Annotated in this window: 18 protein-coding genes and 3 pseudogenes; 3 read left to right on the top strand and 18 right to left on the bottom strand. The window is 59.2% G+C overall.

Translation table 11 applies throughout. The annotated features are described in order from the left end of the window. Position 1: 1 nt before the first annotated feature. The 4 genes and pseudogenes from ACSSV4_RS17265 to istA all read right to left on the bottom strand — a co-directional run. Entirely contained in the window at positions 2-2,080 is a 2,079-nt protein-coding gene (locus tag ACSSV4_RS17265; RefSeq protein ID WP_454276327.1) for a DEAD/DEAH box helicase, read from the bottom strand. Continuing rightward, the gene (locus ACSSV4_RS17260) at positions 2,080-2,910 is read right to left on the bottom strand and encodes a type IIL restriction-modification enzyme MmeI (RefSeq protein ID WP_454276326.1); all 831 of its coding nucleotides are present in this window, start codon (positions 2,908-2,910) and stop codon (positions 2,080-2,082) included. Before ACSSV4_RS17260 ends, ACSSV4_RS17265 begins: the two co-directional genes overlap by 1 nt. A 38-nt stretch (positions 2,911-2,948) precedes the next feature. Then, positions 2,949-3,710 carry an IS21-like element helper ATPase IstB gene (gene istB / locus ACSSV4_RS17255; protein WP_454276325.1) on the bottom strand — a complete coding sequence of 254 codons (762 nt, stop codon included), beginning with the start codon at positions 3,708-3,710 and terminating at the stop codon, positions 2,949-2,951. Then, positions 3,707-4,942 (bottom strand): annotated as a pseudogene (gene istA / locus ACSSV4_RS17250) (IS21 family transposase); the annotation flags it as partial. The pseudogene istA and the gene istB, both read right to left, overlap by 4 nt. 403 nt (positions 4,943-5,345) lie before the next feature. Here istA and ACSSV4_RS17245 point away from each other — a divergent pair. Further along, positions 5,346-5,549, top strand: coding sequence for a universal stress protein (locus ACSSV4_RS17245; protein WP_454276370.1), 204 nt, complete (start codon positions 5,346-5,348; stop codon positions 5,547-5,549). A gap of 110 nt (positions 5,550-5,659) precedes the next feature. Here ACSSV4_RS17245 and ACSSV4_RS17240 read toward each other — a convergent pair. Further along, positions 5,660-6,044: pseudogene (locus ACSSV4_RS17240) on the bottom strand (ISKra4 family transposase); the annotation flags it as partial. Between ACSSV4_RS17240 and ACSSV4_RS17235 the strand changes: the two are divergent. Beyond that, positions 5,981-6,565, top strand: coding sequence for a transposase (locus ACSSV4_RS17235; RefSeq protein WP_454276324.1), 585 nt, complete (start codon positions 5,981-5,983; stop codon positions 6,563-6,565). The pseudogene ACSSV4_RS17240 and the gene ACSSV4_RS17235 overlap by 64 nt on opposite strands. 415 nt (positions 6,566-6,980) lie before the next feature. On the opposite strand, the pseudogene ACSSV4_RS17230 reads toward ACSSV4_RS17235, so the two are convergent. After that, positions 6,981-7,217: pseudogene (locus ACSSV4_RS17230) on the bottom strand (transposase); the annotation flags it as partial. Between the two features lie 66 nt (positions 7,218-7,283). On the opposite strand from ACSSV4_RS17230, the gene ACSSV4_RS17225 reads away from it, so the two are divergent. Next, positions 7,284-8,416 (top strand): IS3 family transposase gene (locus tag ACSSV4_RS17225; protein WP_290899378.1). Its coding sequence is split into 2 segments (ribosomal slippage): positions 7,284-7,563 and positions 7,563-8,416, totalling 1,134 coding nucleotides; the frame shifts between segments, so codons are not numbered across the junction. A gap of 273 nt (positions 8,417-8,689) precedes the next feature. Here the strand turns inward: ACSSV4_RS17225 and ACSSV4_RS17220 are convergent. From ACSSV4_RS17220 to ACSSV4_RS17165, 12 genes are all read right to left on the bottom strand, one after another. Further along, entirely contained in the window at positions 8,690-9,514 is an 825-nt protein-coding gene (locus ACSSV4_RS17220) for an ABC transporter ATP-binding protein (RefSeq protein ID WP_454276323.1), read from the bottom strand. Between the two features lie 95 nt (positions 9,515-9,609). Beyond that, a complete protein-coding gene (locus ACSSV4_RS17215; RefSeq protein WP_454276322.1) occupies positions 9,610-10,890 on the bottom strand; it encodes an ABC transporter substrate-binding protein in 1,281 nt (426 codons plus the stop codon). Positions 10,891-10,990: 100 nt separating this feature from the next. Beyond that, entirely contained in the window at positions 10,991-12,067 is a 1,077-nt protein-coding gene (locus tag ACSSV4_RS17210) for a branched-chain amino acid ABC transporter permease (RefSeq protein WP_454276321.1), read from the bottom strand. Continuing rightward, entirely contained in the window at positions 12,068-12,322 is a 255-nt protein-coding gene (locus ACSSV4_RS17205) for a hypothetical protein (RefSeq protein ID WP_454276320.1), read from the bottom strand. A gap of 5 nt (positions 12,323-12,327) precedes the next feature. Continuing rightward, positions 12,328-13,314, bottom strand: a complete 987-nt coding sequence (locus tag ACSSV4_RS17200; RefSeq protein WP_454276319.1) for a branched-chain amino acid ABC transporter permease — start codon at positions 13,312-13,314, stop codon at positions 12,328-12,330. A 38-nt stretch (positions 13,315-13,352) separates the two neighbouring features. Continuing rightward, positions 13,353-13,844 (bottom strand): hypothetical protein, encoded by a 492-nt coding sequence (locus ACSSV4_RS17195; RefSeq protein ID WP_454276318.1) that lies wholly within the window; start codon positions 13,842-13,844, stop codon positions 13,353-13,355. After that, positions 13,837-14,658 carry an ABC transporter ATP-binding protein gene (locus tag ACSSV4_RS17190; protein WP_454276317.1) on the bottom strand — a complete coding sequence of 274 codons (822 nt, stop codon included), beginning with the start codon at positions 14,656-14,658 and terminating at the stop codon, positions 13,837-13,839. The genes ACSSV4_RS17195 and ACSSV4_RS17190 overlap by 8 nt, the downstream gene beginning before the upstream one ends. Then, positions 14,655-16,625, bottom strand: a complete 1,971-nt coding sequence (locus tag ACSSV4_RS17185) for an AMP-binding protein (protein ID WP_454276316.1) — start codon at positions 16,623-16,625, stop codon at positions 14,655-14,657. The genes ACSSV4_RS17190 and ACSSV4_RS17185 overlap by 4 nt, the downstream gene beginning before the upstream one ends. Positions 16,626-16,899: 274 nt before the next feature. Then, positions 16,900-17,847 carry a methylmalonyl Co-A mutase-associated GTPase MeaB gene (meaB, locus tag ACSSV4_RS17180; RefSeq protein ID WP_454272049.1) on the bottom strand — a complete coding sequence of 316 codons (948 nt, stop codon included), beginning with the start codon at positions 17,845-17,847 and terminating at the stop codon, positions 16,900-16,902. Beyond that, positions 17,847-19,523 carry an acyl-CoA mutase large subunit family protein gene (locus ACSSV4_RS17175; RefSeq protein WP_454276315.1) on the bottom strand — a complete coding sequence of 559 codons (1,677 nt, stop codon included), beginning with the start codon at positions 19,521-19,523 and terminating at the stop codon, positions 17,847-17,849. The genes meaB and ACSSV4_RS17175 overlap by 1 nt, the downstream gene beginning before the upstream one ends. Then, entirely contained in the window at positions 19,523-19,948 is a 426-nt protein-coding gene (locus ACSSV4_RS17170; protein WP_454272047.1) for a cobalamin B12-binding domain-containing protein, read from the bottom strand. Before ACSSV4_RS17170 ends, ACSSV4_RS17175 begins: the two co-directional genes overlap by 1 nt. A 3-nt stretch (positions 19,949-19,951) precedes the next feature. Next, on the bottom strand, positions 19,952-20,539 hold the full coding sequence (locus ACSSV4_RS17165) for a TetR/AcrR family transcriptional regulator (RefSeq protein ID WP_454276314.1): 588 nt from the start codon (positions 20,537-20,539) through the stop codon (positions 19,952-19,954). Positions 20,540-20,716 lie beyond the last annotated feature (177 nt).

Here is a 20,716-nt window from a genome sequence, read left to right as displayed (position 1 = left end):
GTCATGCCCCTCCTTGCGCGACGCGCAACCGCTCCGCCTTCTTGGTCCGGATGTAGGCATGCGCCTCTGCGAGCCGCCGCTCCAGATCGTCCGGGGAGTTCGGGTTCGGAGGGCGCCCCTCCTGCGTCGTGAACCGCTTGATGCGGGGCCAGAGGACCAGCGCCTCCTCCTCCGTCATCTGGATGCGTTGGGCCACCATCGCGGACTGGATCTGCTGAAGAAGGGGCGTGTCGAGCGCCTTGGAGGCGACGTCGAACCCCTCCCGGAACGGGTTGATCGAGTCGATCAGGTCGATGTCCAGCTCCTGCACGTTGATGAACTTCTTCACCATCCGGATCAGGTTCAGCGCGTCCGGCGCGTCCTTCTCCTCCGGCCCGCCCGTGTCACCGCCGGCGTCCTCCTCCCCCGTCTCCAGCTCCTGCTCGGCCATCTTCCGGGCGATCGCGGCGAGGTTCATCCGGGCGGCCAGGTCCTGCCGGACCGCCTCCGTCTCGTCCGGGGTCAGGTTCTCGTAGCTCCGCTCGATGATGTCCGTCAGGACCATCTGGGTCGCCACCTCGGGGGCCACGTCATCCGCGACCGTGCTCCGGTCCATCCGCTGGCATGCCTTCGCGACCAGCTCGTGCATGTCATTCTCGACGATCTCGCGCGCCCGGTCCGTCGGCGGGGCCATCAGCCCCCCGATCCCGATATGGACCTTCCCCTCACCGTCCACCTCGACAGGCGGGCGGGTGTCCCCCTCCTCGCGCCGATAGAATTTGAAGTTTGGCTGCAGGACCTGCTCCATCAGGAGCGCCCCGGAGATCGCCTTCAGCATGTCGTTGACCGCGTCCGTGACCACCCCGGTCTCGACTCCGGGCTCCGCCACCAGGTTGGTGAACTGGGCGTGGCGCTTGCCGGGCGCGTCCCGAGTGGCCCGGCCGATGATCTGCACGATCTCCGTCAGGGAGGACCGATACCCGATCGTGAGCGCGTGCTCGCACCAGACCCAGTCGAACCCCTCCTTCGCCATCCCGAGCGCTATGATCAGGTCCACCTTCGCCCGGTCCGCCTCATCGTCCCGCTTCCCGTCCGGCCCGAGCATCTCCCGGTTCAGCGACGCCTTGACCCGGTCCCGTTCCGGCCCGTCATCAACGAGGTCCGCCACCTTCAGGACCCGGCCGGTGGGGAGCCGGACCAGGTCGAACCCGGTCTCCGCCTCCTTGCCGATCACCTCGCCGAGCGCGTGCAGGATCGCGCCCACCTCCGCCTGCTTGACGTCATAGGCCTCCGCGGAGCCGCGGTGCGGGATGTGGATGATCGTCTTCAGGTCCGGGTTCAGCACCTCCGGGATCGCGCTGATATAGGTGTCCCGGTAGAAGCTGTAGGAGATCCCGAGGCTCTTGAGGAACCGGTACCCGTCCAGCTGCTCGTAGTAGCTGTAGGTGATGGACCGGAACAGGGCCTCGTCCTCCGGGCGCAAGACCGGGATGCTGTCGCCCCGGAAATAGGACCCGGTCATCGCCATCACATGCGCGTAGCCCCGGTTCAGGATACGGCGCAGGATCTCTCCGAGCCGGTTATCATCTCCGGCGCTGACATGGTGGAACTCGTCGATCGCGATCAGGCAGTTATCAAACGCGGCTGTACCCTCATCTTCCGCGATCTCGTCAAAGGCGAACCTAAAGGTGGCGTGGGTGCAGACCAGGACCCGGTCCTCGGACGCCATGAACTCCTTCACGGCGCGCACCTTGCGCGCGGTTGCCCCGTCCTCGGCCCCGTTGAGGCAGAGGTTCCAGCGGGGCTGGACCTCCCAGTCCGCGAAAAACCCGTAAGAGGTGAGGTCGGTGGACCGGAACGAGGCCCCGATCGAGGTTTCTGGGACGCAGACGATGGCCTTGCCGACCCCCTGGTTCTCCAGCTTGTCCAGCGCCACGAACATCAGCGCACGGGATTTCCCCGCCGCCGGGGGCGCCTTCAGGAGGATGAACTGGGCGGCGCGGGCCTCATAGACCCGGGCCTGCATGGGGCGCATCCCCATCGCGTTCGGGGCCTGGGTCTTGCCGGTCTGGCCGTAGGTGACGCGGACGAAATCGGACATCAGGCGGCCCTCACTTTCTTGAGCTTCTTCACGCGGGCGGCGTAAAGCTTGAACAGGTGCTCCAGCCGCTCCGTGTCGTTCCGGAACGGCCGACCGATATACATGCTCTCCAGGAGGTCATCGTTCGCCTTGTGGGCGGCGCGCAGGTCATCTGGCATCTTGTCCGGGTCGTAGAGCTCCGCGATCGGGGCCGGGTAGTGCTGATAGCGGCAGCGCAGGATCGCCATCGCGGATTTCGTCAGCGCGGCGAGCTGGTCCTCGGTGAAGTTCGGGACCGGGAAGGTGTTCCAGCCGAGAGTGTTGGAGTAGCGGAAGTCGGACTTCAGCTTGCCGCAGACAGTCCCGATCCAAACCAGATGAAGGCGCGAGGCGATCAGGGCCATGCACCAGTCGGGGGCGTCGTAGAGGGCGAAGTTCAGGTTGGAGGCGATGGTGTCTGCGCTCACCCGGTCAATCGGGAGGTAGGGCCGTCGTTCCGATGAAACCCCAGGGACCAAAAAAGCGTGTCCTTCGGGTGCATAGTGCTCCCGAAACTGGTGCGGACGATCCGCGAGCGCTTGTCCGGCGACGTCTTTCATATCCAGACGCGCCATTCGGGTCGCCTCGATCTTCCGCGCAATACCGGGGATCGCTATCGCCTCTTCCAGACGGTCATCGTCAATCCAGAGGCAGAACCGGTCGATCCCCTTGATCAGTTCCTGCGAGCCCACAAATCGTCGAACTGTCAACGGCGGAGACAAAACCGGCCACGTGGCGGCGCAAAAGTAGGCCAGTGGCGGGGCACTAAGCGCCATGGCGCGTGCGCTCCCCAAATAGCTGGCACGTGCCATGGCGCATTGGCCCGGAGGGCCAATTCGGTTAGGTGTGATCAGGTGGCGCGGGCCTTTCGGGCGCGGCTTTGGCTGAGGCGATAGCTGTCGCCGTTCATCTCGAGAATGTTTACGTGGTGTGTCAGTCTGTCGAGTAGAGCGCCGGTCAGGCGTTCGGTGCCGAAGGTTTCGGTCCATTCGTCGAAGGGCAGATTGCTGGTGAGCAGCGTGGACCCGCGCTCATAGCGCTGCGAGATCAGTTCGAACAAGAGCTCGGCGCCGGTCTTGGACAGTGGCACGAAGCCCAGTTCGTCGATGATCAGCAATTTGACGCCAGCCAGCTGCTTTTGCAGCCGTAGCAGCCGACGTTCGTCGCGGGCCTCCATCAGTTCGTTGACCAGCGCGGCGGCGGTAATGAAGCTGACCGAGAGGCCCTTCTGGCAGGCCGCCAGCCCCAGCCCGAGGGCAACATGGGTCTTGCCGGTTCCACTGGGCCCCAAGGCGATGACATTCTCGCGTCGCTCGATCCAGTTGCATCGCGCGAGTTCCAGTACCTGCATCTTGTTGAGCTTTGGGATCGCCTTGAAGTCGAAGCTGTCCAGGCTCTTGGTCGCCGGGAACTTCGCTGCCTTGATACGCCGCTCGATCATCCGCCGCTCGCGGTCGATTAATTCCAGCTCGACCAGACGCGCCAGAAACTGGACATGATCCAGCCCTTCGGCGGCGCATTGGCGGGCGAGCTTCTCGTATTCCCGCAGGAAGGTGGGCAGCTTCAGCGTCTTGAGATGATCCGCGAGCAGGATCTTCGGGGTGTCGGTCATGCCGCATCCTCCGACATCAGGGCCATATAACTGGCCGCGGACGTGGTCTCGACGTTCGCCCGCGGCAGGTATGGATAGACATCGAGATCCAGCTTCGGCGGCCGTTTCTCGACGTGGCAGAGGACAAGGTGCTTGACGGCATCGAAGCCGACCGCCCCCAATTGCAGGGCCTTCTTTACGGCGGCATGCAGGTCGTCGATGTCGAAGGTCTCCAGCAGGCGCAGCACCTGCACATATTCTCGGCGTCCGGCCTTGATCATCCGCGCTTCCATTAAGCGGCGCAGGGTCGCGAACTCGGGCGGCAGGTCCCATTCCGCCAGGGGTGCCGCCTGGTCGAGAGCGTTGATCTTCTGCTCGATCAGCGGAAGGTAATGGACCGCATCGAAGACCATGTCCTCGCGGTCGTAGCAGCGGGGATGACGCGCGATGACCTCGCCGCCGCAGCCGATCACGACCACGTCGACATAGCCCCTGATCCAGACGTCGCGGTGGCCGTAGGCGACCGGGACCGAGTAATCATTGGTTTTGTAGCGCACCAACGCCTGCGAACTGACCCGTCCGGTGACCTGATCGCAGGCATCGAATGGCGCTGTCGGCAGATCAGCCATCGCGGCCAGATCCCGCTCGAGGCGTTCCGCGATCTTCTCGGACTGGCCGCGCAGGACATCCGCCTGACGTTTGAGGCACTGTGCCTCCAGGAAATCGTTGAACGCGCCCCAGGTCGCAAACCGCGGGATCGGCACCATGAAGTTGCGACGGGAATAACCGACCAGCCCCTCCGCGTTGCCCTTGTCATTGCCCTTGCCGGGCCGCCCGTAACGATCACGGAACAGGTAATGTGACATGAACCCGCTGAACAGCGTGGCCCGCTGACGCGTTCCATCAGGAAGAATCTTCGCAACCAGACAGCGGTCGTTATCGTAGAGGACTGATACCGGCACCTTGCCGAAGAACGAGAAAGCGTGGACGTGGCCATCCACCCAGGCCTCGGCAGTGGCTGCCGGATAGGCTCGCACAAAGCAGGCATCACTGTGCGGCAGATCCATGACAAAGAAATGCGCCTTCTGCTCAATGCCGCTGATGACGACCACCGCCTCGCCGAAGTCGGCCTGGGCATGACCGGGCGCATGCGCCAGCGGCACGAACATCTCCCGGCCGCGCCGTTCGCGCTGTCGCATGTAATCCTTCACGATCGTGTAGCCGCCGGTGAACCCGTGCTCGTCGCGAAGCCGCTGTCACTGTACCCTAATTAATCAGAATCCGGCCTGAAATTGTCCGGCGATATCAATGGTATTTTGTACCCTTAATTTTCGCATTGTACCGTTAATTGCAATATTGCACCCTTAATTACCAGACGGTTGAAACTGTGGATAACCTAACCGCTTCGTGTAGCGCGCCAACAGATATTGCCCTTCTGGGAAGCGTAAAACGTTTAGTGTCGGCCTGCAGCACGGGCTGTGGAAATATTGTAATTAGGGGTACAATCTCGCCCCAAATCGCCCTGAATCCACAGAATCTGATTAATTAGGGTACAGTGACAGCGCTGCTCGCCTCCGGCCAGATCACCATGCGCAAGGTCGATGGCTGGCAAACTCTCGACAAGCCGATCGAACCCATGACCCTTGACCTCGCCGCCTGATCAGGCCCAAATCAACCCGCCCGGAGAACGCTGCCGGAGAATTTCCACCAGATTCGAGACACGACCCCGCCGCCGGCGACAAGGCCGATTTGATAATCATGGGTGCTCACAGCCACAGCCGCTCCAGACAATTGCTGTTCGGCAGCGTGACCCGGGCAATCCTGAAGGATACGACGGTTCCTGTGCTGTTATCGCGCTGAGCATGCCAGCTTGCAAACCCATTGCTGGCCACGAATCAAGCGGATCGCCTGGGCAATCCTGACGAAGCCTGGCACCGTCTATATGCAGGGGAGTGGAAAGAACGTGGGGATCATGCCGCTTCAAGTCGCCCCTCTGAAAGCCTTCCATCGAGAACAGCAGCTCTCACCGTCGCCATGCGGTGAGCCCCGCGCGGCGACCACCGCATCCGCTGCTTTTTGCCCATGCGGGTGTTCGCGATGTCATTCACGAGGCCCTCGGCCGAGACGTCGATACCGCTCGCCCTTGCTGCCTCCGCCTCGCATAGTTGGCGACTGCGGGCCGGTTGAATTCGAGGTGTGTCCTCAGCTCCATGGCGCGAGCAACGACAGAAAATGCCGCTTCGCGTCGGGAGCCGACGGAGTCTTGCGAATATGCATTCCAACCCTGAACAATGCCTCAAGCGCCTCCAACGCCCGACCCGTTTGTCCGTGCCAAACACGCCATCGGAGGTTTTGTTCAGGCGGAGACGCGTGTCGCGACGCTGGATCAGGCAATCAATGAAGCCGTTCAAGACTGGCGTTTCTCTCCCGTAGTCGACGCGCTGCGCGCGTTGCGCGGCGTGAATACAATCATCGCGGCGACGGTGGTCGCGGAAATTGGCGACATCACCCGTTTTGAAAACCCGCGCCAGCTTATGGCCTGGCTCGGGTTGGTGCCAAGCGAGCATTCCAGCGGGAACACAACGCAGCGCGGGTGCCTGACAAAGACCGGGAACGCCCTAGCCCGTACGATGCTTGTCGAAGCGGGATGGTCCTATCGCCACCCACCCAAGGAGGGGCAGCCGTTCCTCAAGCGTTCAGCGCATCTGACGCAGGAGATCAAGGACATCGGCTGGAAGGCACAGACGCGGCTTTGTAAGCGGTTCCGTCATCTGTCGAACACTGGAAAACCTCAGCCGCGCGTGCTCGCAGCCATTGCGCGCGAACTCGCCGGCTTCATCTGGGACATCGCACGCAAGACGCCATTGTCCGCGTAATGCGGCAGCTCATACAGCCTGTGCAGTACGCTGGAGATGGCGGTCATTGATAGGGAAATCCTCGGACTACGTTGGGAAAAATATCCGCTCTTAGAGAGAGGTAACCCGTATCGAATTTGGTCAGGCGGTAACCGATCCGCGGATGAGAGCATGATAATCACCGGTTCGGCCACCGTCTCTAGCGCCTGCACAGGCTACATCTTTGACCAACCCGTGTCAGCGGGGTAGATTAATCGTGTCAGAATACCTGAAAACGCTCATGAGAGCGTAGGATTCTGCACTCTCCGGCATCAGACCCCAAGTAGCGTCAAATCCTGAGGCGTGGAGCCTGTGGATATATTGTAAATAAGGGTACAAAAGTGTCCCCAAATGCCCTGAATCCGCAGAATCTGATTAATTAGGGCACAGTGACAGGAGCCTCCGAGCCAAGGAGCTGGTTCTTCCAAGCATACAGCGTCGGCCTGCTAACTCCGACCTTTTCTGCCAAAGCCTGCGCACTTTCTTGACGACTATAAAGCCCAACCACGCCGGCCTGCTTCACAGCGTCAGAGTAAGTTCCACGGCCTCGGGCACGGGCATCGACCGTAACCGTTCCGGTTTCGGGAAATGCCTCGCGCACCCAGGCAGTCAGCGTGGCCCGACCAGGATAGCCAGAGGTGGTCGCAGAAATTCGGACCAGTTGTTAAGGTGGATCGCATGACGAGAGAGACGATCCGAGATGACAAAGAGAAAGTCGCATACGCCTGAGTTCAAGGCGAAGGTCGCGCTTGAAGCGATCCGAGAAGAGATGACGCTGGCCGAGCTGTCGAAGAAGTATGGCGTGCATCCGAACCAGATCAGCACCTGGAAGCGCGCGGCGATCGAGAATATGGCCACGGCCTTCACCCGGCGGGGCGCTGATCCCGGGAAGGGGAACGAGGCGGAGATCGAGAAGCTGCATTCGAAGATCGGGCAGCTGGTGGTGGAACGGGATTTTTTAGCCAATGCCTCGGTTCAACTGCTCGGGACGCGAGGCAAAAAATGGTGAGCAAGGATCATGAGCTGAGCCAGCGGCGTCAATGCACGCTGCTGCAGCTGTCGCGCTCGACGCTGTATTACCGACCGAAAAGGGAGAGTGCTGAGAACTTGGCCTTCATGGAGATCATCGACAAGCAGTTCCTGGAGACCCCGTGGTATGGGTCCCGCCAGATGGCGCGGCACATGAAGCGGCAGGGTCACAAATGTGGCCGTCATCGTGTGCGGCGACTGATGCGTCTGATGCGGTTGGTGCCAATCTACCAAGAGCCCAACACCAGCAAGAAACACCCGGCGCACAAGATCTATCCCTACCTGCTCAAGGGGCTGGCGATCAACCGGCCCAACCAGGTCTGGTGCGCCGATATCACCTATATCCGCATGGAGCGGGGGTTCCTGTATCTGGTCGCCGTCATGGATTGGTATAGCCGCAAGGTTCTGGCCTGGCGTCTGTCGAATACCTTGGAGGCAGACTTCTGTGTCGCGGCGCTGAATGAGGCGCTGGCCAAATATGGCCCGCCGGAGATCTTCAACACCGATCAGGGATCGCAGTTCACCAGCAGCGACTGGATTGATGAACTGAAAGAGGCCAAGGTGAAGATATCGATGGATGGCAAAGGCCGCTGGATCGATAATCGCATGATCGAGCGCCTCTGGCGATCTCTGAAATACGAATGCGTTTACCTGCGTGCCTTCGAGACCGGGTCACAAGCCCGGGAGGGTATCGGCCAATGGCTCGCCTATTACAATGCCGAACGGCCCCACTCGACCCATGGCATATTGACCCCCGACGAGGTCCATGCCAGCAAAACGGAACCCATGAAAATGGCAGCCTGATGTGAAACCCTGATCCACCTTAACTGGGCTGCATTCTGGTCGAAAAAGCAGGACCACCTCTGCATGTCGATCATCTCGACCAGTCGTGCGCGCAGCAGATCATCTTGTTCCGCGGGCGGTTTTCTGGGCTTCATAACGCGGCTCGAAATTGCAGGGTTCCGACCGAAATAATACCAAATGCTGCATCAAAAACCTAAGGAAAACCACAAAATACACCGCAAAAACAGAGGGGTGAGGGTTATTCAGGGCGAACGATTTAAGAGCAAGGCGACATCAGTTCAGCCACCGCTTGCGGCGGCGATAGCTGCGCACGTCGCGGAACGATTTGCGCCCCTCATCCGACATGCCTAGGTAAAATTCCTTCACGTCCGGGTTTTCACGCAGGTCTTTTGCGGGGCCGTCCATCACCACGCGGCCCGATTCTAGGATATAGCCATAATGCGCGAAACGCAGCGCCACATTGGTATTCTGCTCGGCCAGAAGAAAGGTATAGCCCTCCTTCTCGTTCAGCGATTTCACGATCCCGAAAATCTGCTCGACCAGTTGCGGCGCAAGCCCCATCGACGGCTCGTCCAGAAGGATAGTCTCGGGCCGAGCCATCAGCGCGCGGCCGATGGCGCACATCTGCTGCTCGCCGCCCGAGGCATAGCCCGCCTGGCTTTTGCGGCGCTCCTTGAGGCGCGGAAAATAATTATAAATCATGTCGAGGTTGGCATCTATCTCCGCACGCGAAGATCCGCGAGTATAGGCCCCCGTCAGCAGGTTCTCCTCAACCGTCAGGTGCTCGAAACAGTGGCGGCCTTCCATCACCTGAATGACGCCCTTTTGCACCAGATCTGAGGGCACCAGATGCTGCACTCGCTCTCCGCGATAGATGATCGACCCCTTGGTTACCTCCCCGCGTTCGGATTTCAGCAGGTTCGAGATTGCCTTGAGCGTCGTTGTCTTGCCCGCGCCATTACCGCCCAGCAAGGCGGTGATACCACCCTTGGGCACATTCAGGCTGACCCCCTTCAGCACCAGGATCACATGGTTATAGATTACCTCAATATTGTTGACCTCAAGGATGATCTCGTCGGTGCGTACTGAGTCGGTCATGTCTCTCTCCGTAATAGTTTGCGTATCCACAGGCCGTCTTGGGTTGGATGGGGATGGCGGGCGCGCCGCTACATCCCCTTGTCATCACGCCACGATTAGTTGCAGCGCGGTTCGATCCCCGCCTCTGCGGCATAGGCCTCGGAATCTGCGGCAATCAAAGGATCGACTACTTCTGAATCCGGCGCTATGAAACCTGTCAACATGCTCCAGCTTTTCGTTTTCGCATTCCACTGGCGTACAGCAGCCAGACCTTGGCCTCCGTGATTAGAACACGTCACCTTGATTTCCGGGGCAAAATTAGCAAAGCCTAGACTCGCCATTTTTTCCTCAGTTATATGAAGCGCCTCCATGCCGTCACGAACCATTGGCCCTGTAACCTGGGACGTCCCGTGTATTTCTTGGGCCTTTTTCACGGCTTCTACTGCCAGCATTGCGGAATAGAGGCCGCGGTTGTAAAGAACGGTCCCCATTTGATCGCCGTTACCCGCGGCCAGATCCTTGTCGTATACATACGTCTTGAGATCTTTATAGATGTCAAAGTCTGACCCAGGGGCATGCATAGCCAGCGCCTTGTAACCGTCAGAGCTTTCGCCAGCCGGCAGAACATCGGATTCAGAACCAGACCACCAGACGCCAATCATATTTTCCAGCGGGAAACGCACGTTGGCAGCCTCCTGAATTGCAACTTGGTTCATGACGCCCCAGCCCCACAAAAGCACATAATCAGGCTTCTCACGTCGGATTTGCAACCATTGCGATTTCTGCTCTTGACCAGGATGATCAACGGCCAGAGTGCTAAAAACAAACCCGTGTTTTCTGGCTAGGTTTTCCAAGGTTGTAATTGGCTCTTTGCCGAACGAAGAGTTATGATAAACCAGCGCGATTTTTTTGCCTTCAATGTTGCCACCATTCTCCTGAAGCAGATATTTGATAGCAATGCTCGCACCTGCCCAATAATTTGTTGGATAGTTAAATATCCATTTAAACACCTTTCCATTAGCGACTGAAGTGCGGCCATGACCTATTGAATGAATTGGGATTTCATCCACGCCAGCTTTTGGAATCAACTGATAATTCAGACCGGTTGACACGGGCTGGTAGAGAATTGCATTCTCCTTGGTTGCCTCATAGCATTCGACACCCTTTTCGGTACTATATCCAGTTTCACATTCCGGCATGTCGATCTTTATGCCACCGACACCGCCATCACGTTCGTTGATCAGCGTAAAGTAATCGGAATAGCCATCCGCGATAGGTATTCCATTTGGAGAATAGGGCCCGGTTCGAAAACTTAAGAGTGGGATGGTCAGTTCAGCCAGTGCCGGCGATCCGGCCAACAGTGCTGATAAAAGACAAGTTATTAGTTTCGTTTTCATCGGTTTATTCCTCCCTTGGTGTTGTCCGACGTCTTGTCTTGAACGGGTATGTCCACGTCCAATCTCGTTAGGCGGGTTTCGACCCACCGTTGTCCCTTCTTCAATGCGGGAAGGGCCAAAGTCTCAGTTTCTCCTTGGCGACGCGCCAGAGTTGCGCAAGCCCGTGCGGTTCGGCGATCAGAAAGATGATGATCAGCGCGCCGACGATCATGAATTCCAGATGCGCCGCCAGATCGGTGGGCCAGCCAAGCCCCCCCACCAGCGTGTTTTTCAGCAGCACCGGCAGGAGAACCAAAAACGCCGCCCCGGCAAAGCTGCCGAAGATCGAGCCAAGCCCGCCGATGATCACCATGAACAGAACGAGGAAGGATTTGTTGATCCCGAACACCTCGCCCACCTCGACCGCGCCCAGATAGACCGCAAAGAAGAGCGCGCCGGAGATGCCCACGAAAAACGAGCTGACCGCGAAGGCGCTCAGCTTGGCCTTGAGCGGATTCACCCCGATGATCTCGGCGGCGATATCCATGTCGCGGATGGCCATCCATTTGCGCCCCGCCATGCCGCGCGTCAGGTTTCGCGCGATGATCGCACAGGCCACGACGAAGACGAGGCAGAACAGATAGGCCGCCCAGGGGGACGTTTGCGCGCCGGTGATCGGCACGCCCAGGATGGTCCGCTCCGGCGCGCTGATCTGGCCCGACGCCGAATAGTTGTAGAACCACGGCACACGGTTGAAGAGCCACACCAGAAAGAACTGCGCCGCCAGCGTCGCCACCGCGAGATAGAACCCCTTGATGCGCAAGGACGGCAGGCCAAAGAGCACACCCACCCCGGCGGTTATCCCGCCCGCCAGAATGACATGGATGAGTATGCTGATCTCCGGAAACGCGGTCATCAGCTTGTAGACCGCATAGGCCCCCACCGCCATGAAACCACCAGTCCCCAGCGAGACCTGCCCGCAATAGCCCACGAGGATGTTGAGGCCGATTGCGGCGATCGAATAGATCAGGAACGGCAGCAGAACGGCATTGACCCAGTAGTCGTTGATGAAAAACGGGATGACAGCAAAGGCCACGGCGAGAACCGCATAATAGCGGTAGCGATCGAACTTGATCGGAAAGGTCTGGCTGTCGTCGGTATAGGAGGTCTTGAAATCCCCCGCCTCACGGTAAAACATCTAGAGAACCTCCCCAAGAATTTCATCATTGTCGCGCCGTTCTGCGCGATTGGCGGGCCGGGCATGACCCGAGGCCTCCGACCGGCGCACCAGCCAGAGATAGGCCAGCATCCCCACCCCGCCGCCAAGTGCTGCAAGGATTGCGGCCATCACCATCTGGCCGGTGTTCTCCACGTTGGTCGAGAGCGCGAGATAACCAAAGGACCAGAACCCGGCCCATGCGATCACGTTGACGGTGGCGATCAGCTTTTGCATGTCCGTCACACCCTCTCGATGATCTTTTCGCCGAACAGGCCCTGTGGCCGGAAGACGAGGAAAATCAGCGCCAGTACATAGGCGAACCAGTTTTCGGTGGCACCGCCCACCATCGGACCCACGCTGAACTCAAAGAGTTTCTCGCCGACTCCGATGATCAGACCACCTACGATCGCACCGGGGATCGACGTGAACCCGCCCAGCATCAGAACCGGCAGCGCCTTGAGCGCGATCAGCGACAGCGAGAACTGCACACCCGATTTGGTGCCCCACATGATGCCCGCGACAAGCGCCACGAACCCGGCCAGAGACCAGACCATGACCCAGATGAACTTGAGCGAGATACCGACGCTGAGCGCCGCCTGATGGTCGTCGGCCACCGCACGCATGGCCCGGCCCTGCTTGGAATATTGCGCGAAAAGCACGAGCGAGACCACCAGAAGGGCGGCCACCACTGTCGCCACGATATCGAGATTGTCGATAAAAAGGCCGTACCCGAAGATGCCATAGGTCAGATCGTCAATCACCGGGTTGAGCCCCTGCGGCAAACCGACGTCAAGCTTCTTGATGTCGCTGCCCCACATGACATCGCCAAACCCTTCGAGGAAATAGGCGAGGCCAATGGTCGCCATGAACAGGATGATCGGCACCTGATTGACCAGATGGCGAAAGATCAGCTGATTGACGATCCAGGCCAGCAGAATCATGACCAGAATTGTCAGGATGATCGCCAGAAGCGTCGGCACCTCCCAGCCAAAATGGTGGACCTTGGTTCCGAATACCGCATTGATCAGGTGGGCAAAGGGCACCTGTCCTTGCATGATCCCGACCAGCGTGAGCGCCGCAAAGAGCGCCATGACCCCCTGAGCATAGTTGAAGATGCCCGAGGCCTTGTAGATCAGGACGAAGCCCAGAGCCACGAGCGCATAAAGCACCCCCGCCATGAGCCCGTTCAGCACGACTTCCATTGCGAATAGCAGCTGATCAGGCATGGTATGTCTCCGTTACGATGACGTTCCGTTGTAAGATGTCAGGCTTCAAGGTGCGTCTCCACGATCCGCAGGGTCAGGTTTCCGTCATCGCGATGCTTTTGGAGCGCGAGGACCGGCTCGATCCACTGATTGCTGTGCCATGTATCCGCCTCTGCCGGTATGTAGCGCCCGGACGCGATCGCCTCGGCTATCCATGTGTCAAACCCTGCCTCTGATGCCCCCGTCGGATCAGTGACCGAACAGGCCGAGAGACCGTCGGGAGGGGATTTTTCCACCAGCAGATGCCCGCCATCGGGTAGATCATAGCGAAGTGAGCCATTCGCAGCTTCGCCTTGACCAAGCCCTGCAACCACCGGCGGCGCGAGCGCTTCCAGCGCCGTCAGGCACCGGGTGTGGAATTCGGACCAGCCATCGGCATGGGCGAACATCGGCAAAAACGCGATACCGAGTCCGAAGGCCGCCCCCAGGGCCTTGCGGGCGTAAGGCCCCGGATCGCGTCCGGGGTGATTTCGCGGTGCGAAATCAGTCATGGGCGACCCCCAGATAGGCGTCGATCACATCCTGATTGTTGCGCACCTCATCGGGCGTGCCATCGCCGATCTTTCTGCCGTAATCCATCACGACGACCCGGTCGCTCAGATCCATCACGACCCCCATGTCATGCTCGATGAGCACGATAGTGGTGCCGAATTCGTCGTTCACATCGAGGACAAAGCGGCTCATGTCCTCTTTTTCCTCGACGTTCATGCCCGCCATCGGCTCGTCCAGCAGCAGGATCGACGGCTCTGCCGCAAGCGCGCGGGCGAGTTCCACCCGCTTTTTCAGCCCATAGGGCAGGCGTGACACGGGCGTCTTGCGAATGTGTTGAATCTCGAGAAAGTCGATGACCTTTTCGACGACCGCACGATTCTCGACCTCTTCACGTTCCGCGCGGCCCTTCCAGAGCGCCTGCGCCAGAAGGCCGGTCTTCATCTGCCGGATCCGGCCCGTCATCACGTTGTCGAGCACCGTCATCCCCTCGAAGAGCGCAATGTTCTGGAAGGTGCGGGCAATGCCCTGCTGCGCCACCTCAAAGGGTTTCATGGGTGGCCGCAGTTTGCCCTGATACCAGATCTCGCCCTCCTGCGGATGATAAAAACCGCTGATGACGTTGAGCATGCTCGACTTGCCAGCGCCATTGGGCCCGATGATCGCGCGGATTTCGCTCTGACGGATGTCAAAGGAGATGTCCTTGATCGCCACCACACCGCCAAAGCGCAGGCTGATGTTCTTCATCTCCATCACGACGCCGCCAATCTTGCGACCGTCCTCGGTGGTGTAGCCCTCGGGTGTCATGTCCTTCATTCCGCCGCCACCTTTGCTGCCTTGACCGGAACCACCGCCGCGTTGCGGATCTGAAGCGTCGCGCTGATATAGCCCTTGCGCCCGTCCTCGTAGGTCACTTCGGTCTTGGTGAATATCTCCTTCGACCCGTCATAGAGGGCGGTCAGAAGATCCTCGTATTTGCCTTCGACGATCCGGCGGCGCACCTTGCGGGTGCGGGTCATCTCGCCGTCATCGGCATCGAGTTCCTTGTGCAGCACGAGAAAGCGATGCACCTGACAATGCGCCAGCATCGGGTCCGAGGCGAGGCTGCGGTTGACCTCTTCGACATGCGCCTGAATGGTGTCGAGCACGCGCGGATGCCCCGCCAGTTCCTGATAGGAGGCATAGCCGATATTGTTGCGCTCGGCCCAGTTGCCCACCGCCGTGAGGTCGATGTTGACAAAGGCCGTGCAGGCATCGCGCCCGTTGCCGAACACCACCGCCTCCAGGATGTTGGGATAGAATTTCAGCTTGTTCTCGACATATTTCGGCGCGAAGAGACGGCCATCAGCCATCTTGCCGACATCCTTGGCCCGGTCGATGATCCGCAGGTGACCGTTATCCTTGTCGAAGAACCCGGCATCGCCGGTGGCAACCCAGCCTTCGGCATCCTTGGTGTCGGCGGTGCTCTCGGAGCTCTTGTAGTAATATTCAAACGTGCCGGGGCTGCGATAGAACACCTCGCCGCTGTCGCTGATGCGGATCTCCACGCCCGGGGCGGGCACGCCCACGGTGTCGCTGCGCACCTCGCCATCGGGTTGCAGGGTGATGAACACCGATGCCTCGGTCTGTCCGTAGAGCTGTTTGAGGTTGATCCCCAGAGCGCGGTAGAAATCAAAGATCTCCGGCCCGATCGCCTCGCCCGCCGTATAGCCCACGCGGACCCGGCCAAGTCCAAGCGTGTCCTTGAGCGGGCCATAGACAAAAAGTTTCCCCACCCCGTACTTGAACCGGTCCCAGGCCCCAATGGGTTTGCCGTCCAGAATGGCGGGGCCCACCTTGCGGGCATGCGCCATGAAGGTGTCGAACAGCCATTTCTTGAACCGGCTGGCATCTTCCATCCGGATCATGACATTCGTCAGTTGCGTCTCGAACACACGCGGCGGCGCGAAATAGTAGGTCGGCCCGATCTCGCGCAGGTTAAGCTGCATGGTCTCGGCGCTCTCGGGGCAGTTGACGCAAAAGCCGCACCAATAGGCCTGCCCGATGGAAAAGATGAAATCCCCGACCCAGGCCATCGGCAGGTAGGCCAGCACCTCTTCGTCACGGGTCAGGTGATCGAACTCGGACGAGGATTTCGACGCCTCGATGATATTGCGATTGGACAGCACCACGCCCTTGGGTTTGCCCGTCGTGCCCGAGGTGTAGAGCATGACGCAGATGCTGTCGTAACTCAGCTTTTCGCGCCGCTCTTTCAGATCAGCGATGAATTCCTCACGCGCCGCGCGACCCTGCTGCTGGATATGGTCAAAGGCGTGCAGCTTGTGGTGGTCGTATTTGCGAAGTCCGCGCGGATCGACATAGATGATATGCTCAAGCTGATGCAGCCGTTCCTGCACCTCGATCAGCTTGTCCACCTGCTCCTGATCCTGCACGATGGCAAAGCGCGCGCCGCAATGCTCCATCACGTATTCCATCTCGGGGGCGGCAGCATCCTGATAGAGCGGCACGGGGACAGCCCCCACCGATTGCGCGGCAACCATCGACCAGTAGAAATAGGGCCGGTTGCGGCCAATGACAGCAACAAAATCGCCCGCGTTCACCCCAAGGTCGATAAGCCCAAGCGCAAGCGCCTCAATTTCTTTTTCCGCCTCGGCCCAGGTCCAGCATTGCCAGATGCCGTATTCCTTTTCGCGATACGCAATCTTGTTGCCAAATTCAGTGGCGTTACGGTGCAGAAGCGCTGGAATGGACGCTACTGCGGATTGTCCCGTTCGGTTATCCATCATTCCCCCCTCACAGCACCAATTTGCCTTCGGCTCAGGCGTCACTACTTAACCATTGACGATCCTCTGCAACATATTCTCCCGGCCAAGCGCACAAACATGGCCTTTCTCAATGTTGTTTAACGCATCGATCCTTCTGTTGCCTCCATCCTCGACATCGAGACCGCTATAAATATTCGAGACACCAGCACGGGTTGGTCTGGATCTCCTGACCACTATAACAGGCCAGAAATGGGGGGCGGATCCCCAGTCATCCGAGCGTTGTAAGCGACACTCAGTCATCGATCTCAGTCGATAAGAAGGCAAGCGAACGCTCTATGGCACGGTCAAACTCTTCCGGCCTCATTGAACCGAAGTCTTCATCCGGGATCCCCGCCGAGATGCGGCTGGCGAAGCGAAGAACGGCAAGCCTCAACTTACGCGCATCGCGTTTGCGCTTCCGGTCGGCACCCACGGCGACGCCTGTGGTTTCCAAGAGTTGATTGATCTCGTCTTTCAACCTCGAAACCCCCCTTCCTGTCGTCGCAGAAACCCGTAAGACAGAAATATTGCGCTTCGCGCCGGATCGCAGCGACAGCATCGCTTCGAGGTGTTTTGCCGTCTCATCGGCATCGTCGCGATCCGCCTTGTTAACCACTAGCAGATCACCGATCTCCAATATCCCTGCCTTAATAGCCTGGAGTTCATCGCCGAGCCCCGGAGCGGAAATAACCACGCTAAGGTCGGCCACCTGCGTGATTTCAGTTTCCGACTGCCCGGCCCCCACTGTTTCTATCAGGATGAGCGGCCAGCCAGCAGCGTCCATGATATCGGCCATGTCATGCGCCGCTTCGCAAAGCCCGCCGAGATGACCGCGCGCCGAGACCGAACGGATAAAGACTCCATCGTCGAGGCTGTGAGCGCCCATGCGCGTCCGGTCGCCCAGCACCGCGCCGCCCGACACCGGACTCACTGGGTCTACTGCAAGGACAGCCACCGGACGGCCCTCTCTTCGCCATTCATGAATCAAAGCATTAAGAAGCGTCGACTTGCCGGCACCAGGCGGGCCAGTGAAACCCACGATGTGTGCTTCACCAAACGCACCAGCCAGCGCTTCAGTCAGAGCCAGAGCGTCGTCACCACCGCTTTCCACCACAGTCAGCGCCCGGCCAAGTGCGCGGGGGTCACCCGCGCGGAGCCGCTTGGCAAGCGCCTCAATCCTTGTCTTTTTATAGCTAGACATCAGGCCACCATCAGCGGATGGCCAAACCCAAGCTCACGGCGCAGGCAAGCGATAATCTCGCCATGAGTAACGCCGTTATCGGCGGCCCCCACCACTTTTTGGTAAACGTTCTCGGAGCCGTTTGCGGCACGGGCCAACTCGTCCAACGCCCTGTCCACGTCGGCTTGCTTCCGGGCGGCTTTGAAAGCTTTGAATGCCGTCACTTGCGCCTCCATCGCGTCACGGCTCGGGCGATACGTATCAACCTCCCGATCCTCCACCTCGGACTGGTAGCAATTTACGCCCACGACTTTCTCTGCGCCGGTTTCGATGCGGCTTTGATACTCTAACGCCGACTTCCCGATCATGCGCTGCACGATCCCGGCATCGACAGCATTATACATCCCACCCGCATTCTCGATTGTGTCCATGACCTGGAAAATCTTCTCCTCCATCTCGTTAGTAAGAGACTCCACGTAGTAGGAACCACCCAGCGGGTCGATGACGTCGCAGAGATGCGCCTCTTCACGCAAAATGTTCTGCGTTGCCACAGCAATGCGCGCGGCGTCCTCTGTCGGGCAGGCCATTGCTTCGTCAAATCCGTCGGTGTGCATGGATTGCAAGCCCCCGAATATTCCCGCAATCGCCTGCGCAGCCACTCGGGCAATGTTGTTGAGGGGCTGTTGTTGGGTTAGATCAACGCCAGATGTCTGACCGTGAAACTTGAAACGCCATGAGCGGGGATCCTTGGCGCCGTAACGCTCACGAACGATCTTGGCCCAAATCCGCCGCCCGGCACGGAACTTTGCCACCTCCTCGAAAAAGCTGATGGAGATGTCGAAGAAAAAAGTGAAGCGCGGCAGGAAATTGTCGGGATCCATGCCCGACTCGATGCAGTCATCGGCGTACTGGATCGCGGTCGAGAGCGTCAGCCCCATGGTTTCCGCAGGGGTAGCTCCAGCCTGCTGCATGTGCTGACCAACGACCGAGACCGGGTTCCAGTTTGGCACATGCTCCCGGCAAAACTTAACATGATCAACGAAGACCCGCCGTGCACCAGGCTGGCTTAGCCGGTAGAACATGTGATTGGCCACGAAATGCGAGATGTAATCGGACTGGTTCGCAGTGCCTGTGATCTTGTCGAACGGTACGCCCCGACGTTTCGCGACGCTGAGCAGGAAAGCAAAAAGCGTGAAGGGCGTGGGGTCGTTCATCGCGGTAGAAATTTCACCGATCGGCACACCGTCGAGCGCCGCGTCCATGTGATCGACCGTATTGATGACGGTGCCGCAGGTCCCAAGCAGCGGCAAGGGACTTTCGTCGCAATCGATACCGCGGAAGCTTGAGTTGCACGGAATAAGACTGATCGCCGACGCCCCTTGCTGCAGCATCATCCGGACCCGTTCGTTGTAGTCCTGCGGTGTCCCGAGCCCGATAAGTTGTCTCTGTGTCCAGGTGCGACCACGGTGCATAGTGTTGTAGATGCCCCGGGTGTATGGCAACTCGCCCGGCATGCCCAGATCCTCGCCGTAGCGACTATCCGACCAGTCAAGCGGCGTGTAGAGCGGACGTACCTCGATACCGGAGCGGTTTATGACGGTCCGGTCCTGCCCGATCTCCTTGTCATAGCGGACCTTCCATTCGGCCTGCTTATCTTTCAGGGTGGCGGCATTAGTGTTCGAAGCTTTCTTGGACATTATGCGACCTCTGCGGTTTCGCGCGCTGCGCGTGCCTCGACGGCAAGCTGGCGGACGGTTTCAACAATTTCTTCGCTGGTAGCGCCTGGACCAAAGATGGCGCTGACGCCGGCATCCATCAATTCGGGCTGTTCGTTCTGCGGAATTATTCCACCCACGACAAGACGCACATGATCCATGTCCGCATCGCGCAACGCCGCAATCAGATCAGGCATGATGAGATGATCGGTCGCGAGCGAACTCACCCCCACCACGTCCACATCTTCTTGCATAGCTAGCTTGACCACTGTCTTGATCTCTTGCCAAGGAGGGGTGTAGATCACCTCCATGCCAGCGTCGCGCAGGTAGGCAGCGACCACGCGACTACCCCGGTCATGCCCGTCGAATCCGATTTTCGTCACCAGGACGCGCTCAGGATAGGCCATAATTCAAATCTCCTCGGCTTGGCTTGAAAGCGATCGCTTAAGAACCCGCATCAATTGGCACGCGATCTGTCTGGGGCCCTCCCCGCCCGGCCGGCGCCAGACCGGGATGTGGTTAACGGCCCCGATCAGGAAGAGCCGAAGCAAGCTTCGGTCCAACCCCTCTGGTAGCGGAAGCGCACCCACCAAGTCGCGCACGTAAACTTCGTATTTATCGCGCAGCCGGACGAGATCATCACGCGCTGCAGGCACATCATCAGGCAAGATGCGGATAATAACGCTGGCATAGGCAGTGGGCTCGACAATCATCTCGACATGCGCAGCGAGCATCAGCTCCAGCCGCTCCCACGGATCCGTCGCCTTAGCGATTTCTCCCTGAACCCGCTCGCTTAACCTCCGAACGCCTTCTTCGTAGACCCCGACGAGCAAAGCTTCCTTGTTAGGGTAATGATAGTAGATCGACCCAGGCAGCATCCCGCATTTCTTGGCGATGTCCCGCATTGTCGTACCTTGGTACCCGCGCGCCGAAAATAACTCCGCCGAACTGTCCAGCAAAACATCAAGCCGGTTGTTGGAGCGCACCGCAGTTGTCATTTGACAGACCCTAATAGAAAACATATGTTAGTTTATCTAAATTACTGGATCAAGTCAACACTTGTTTTGTGATCGAACTGTGGCTGCAGGATAGGTTGCGCGCCAACAATCACGACCGTTTCGGTGCTAGGAGTATACGCCTTGTCGCGCTTTCCGGACCCGATCTGTTCCAACCAA

The organism is Roseovarius sp. MBR-154 (assembly GCF_053628595.1).
Note: the sequence above shows the minus strand (reverse complement) of the source record. Positions and strands in the feature narration are given on the sequence as shown.

Coding starts and splice junctions, on each gene's coding strand:
- ACSSV4_RS17215 (WP_454276322.1), bottom strand. CDS start 10,890: ATGAAAACGAAACTAATAACTTGTCTTTTATCAGCACTGTTGGCCGGA.
- ACSSV4_RS17265 (WP_454276327.1), bottom strand. CDS start 2,080: ATGTCCGATTTCGTCCGCGTCACCTACGGCCAGACCGGCAAGACCCAG.
- ACSSV4_RS17200 (WP_454276319.1), bottom strand. CDS start 13,314: ATGCCTGATCAGCTGCTATTCGCAATGGAAGTCGTGCTGAACGGGCTC.
- istB (WP_454276325.1), bottom strand. CDS start 3,710: ATGACCGACACCCCGAAGATCCTGCTCGCGGATCATCTCAAGACGCTG.
- ACSSV4_RS17260 (WP_454276326.1), bottom strand. CDS start 2,910: ATGGCACGTGCCAGCTATTTGGGGAGCGCACGCGCCATGGCGCTTAGT.
- ACSSV4_RS17195 (WP_454276318.1), bottom strand. CDS start 13,844: ATGACTGATTTCGCACCGCGAAATCACCCCGGACGCGATCCGGGGCCT.
- ACSSV4_RS17205 (WP_454276320.1), bottom strand. CDS start 12,322: ATGCAAAAGCTGATCGCCACCGTCAACGTGATCGCATGGGCCGGGTTC.
- ACSSV4_RS17210 (WP_454276321.1), bottom strand. CDS start 12,067: ATGTTTTACCGTGAGGCGGGGGATTTCAAGACCTCCTATACCGACGAC.
- ACSSV4_RS17190 (WP_454276317.1), bottom strand. CDS start 14,658: ATGAAGGACATGACACCCGAGGGCTACACCACCGAGGACGGTCGCAAG.
- ACSSV4_RS17235 (WP_454276324.1), top strand. CDS start 5,981: ATGCCTCAAGCGCCTCCAACGCCCGACCCGTTTGTCCGTGCCAAACAC.
- meaB (WP_454272049.1), bottom strand. CDS start 17,847: ATGTCTAGCTATAAAAAGACAAGGATTGAGGCGCTTGCCAAGCGGCTC.
- ACSSV4_RS17185 (WP_454276316.1), bottom strand. CDS start 16,625: ATGGATAACCGAACGGGACAATCCGCAGTAGCGTCCATTCCAGCGCTT.
- ACSSV4_RS17165 (WP_454276314.1), bottom strand. CDS start 20,539: ATGACAACTGCGGTGCGCTCCAACAACCGGCTTGATGTTTTGCTGGAC.
- ACSSV4_RS17170 (WP_454272047.1), bottom strand. CDS start 19,948: ATGGCCTATCCTGAGCGCGTCCTGGTGACGAAAATCGGATTCGACGGG.
- ACSSV4_RS17220 (WP_454276323.1), bottom strand. CDS start 9,514: ATGACCGACTCAGTACGCACCGACGAGATCATCCTTGAGGTCAACAAT.
- ACSSV4_RS17175 (WP_454276315.1), bottom strand. CDS start 19,523: ATGTCCAAGAAAGCTTCGAACACTAATGCCGCCACCCTGAAAGATAAG.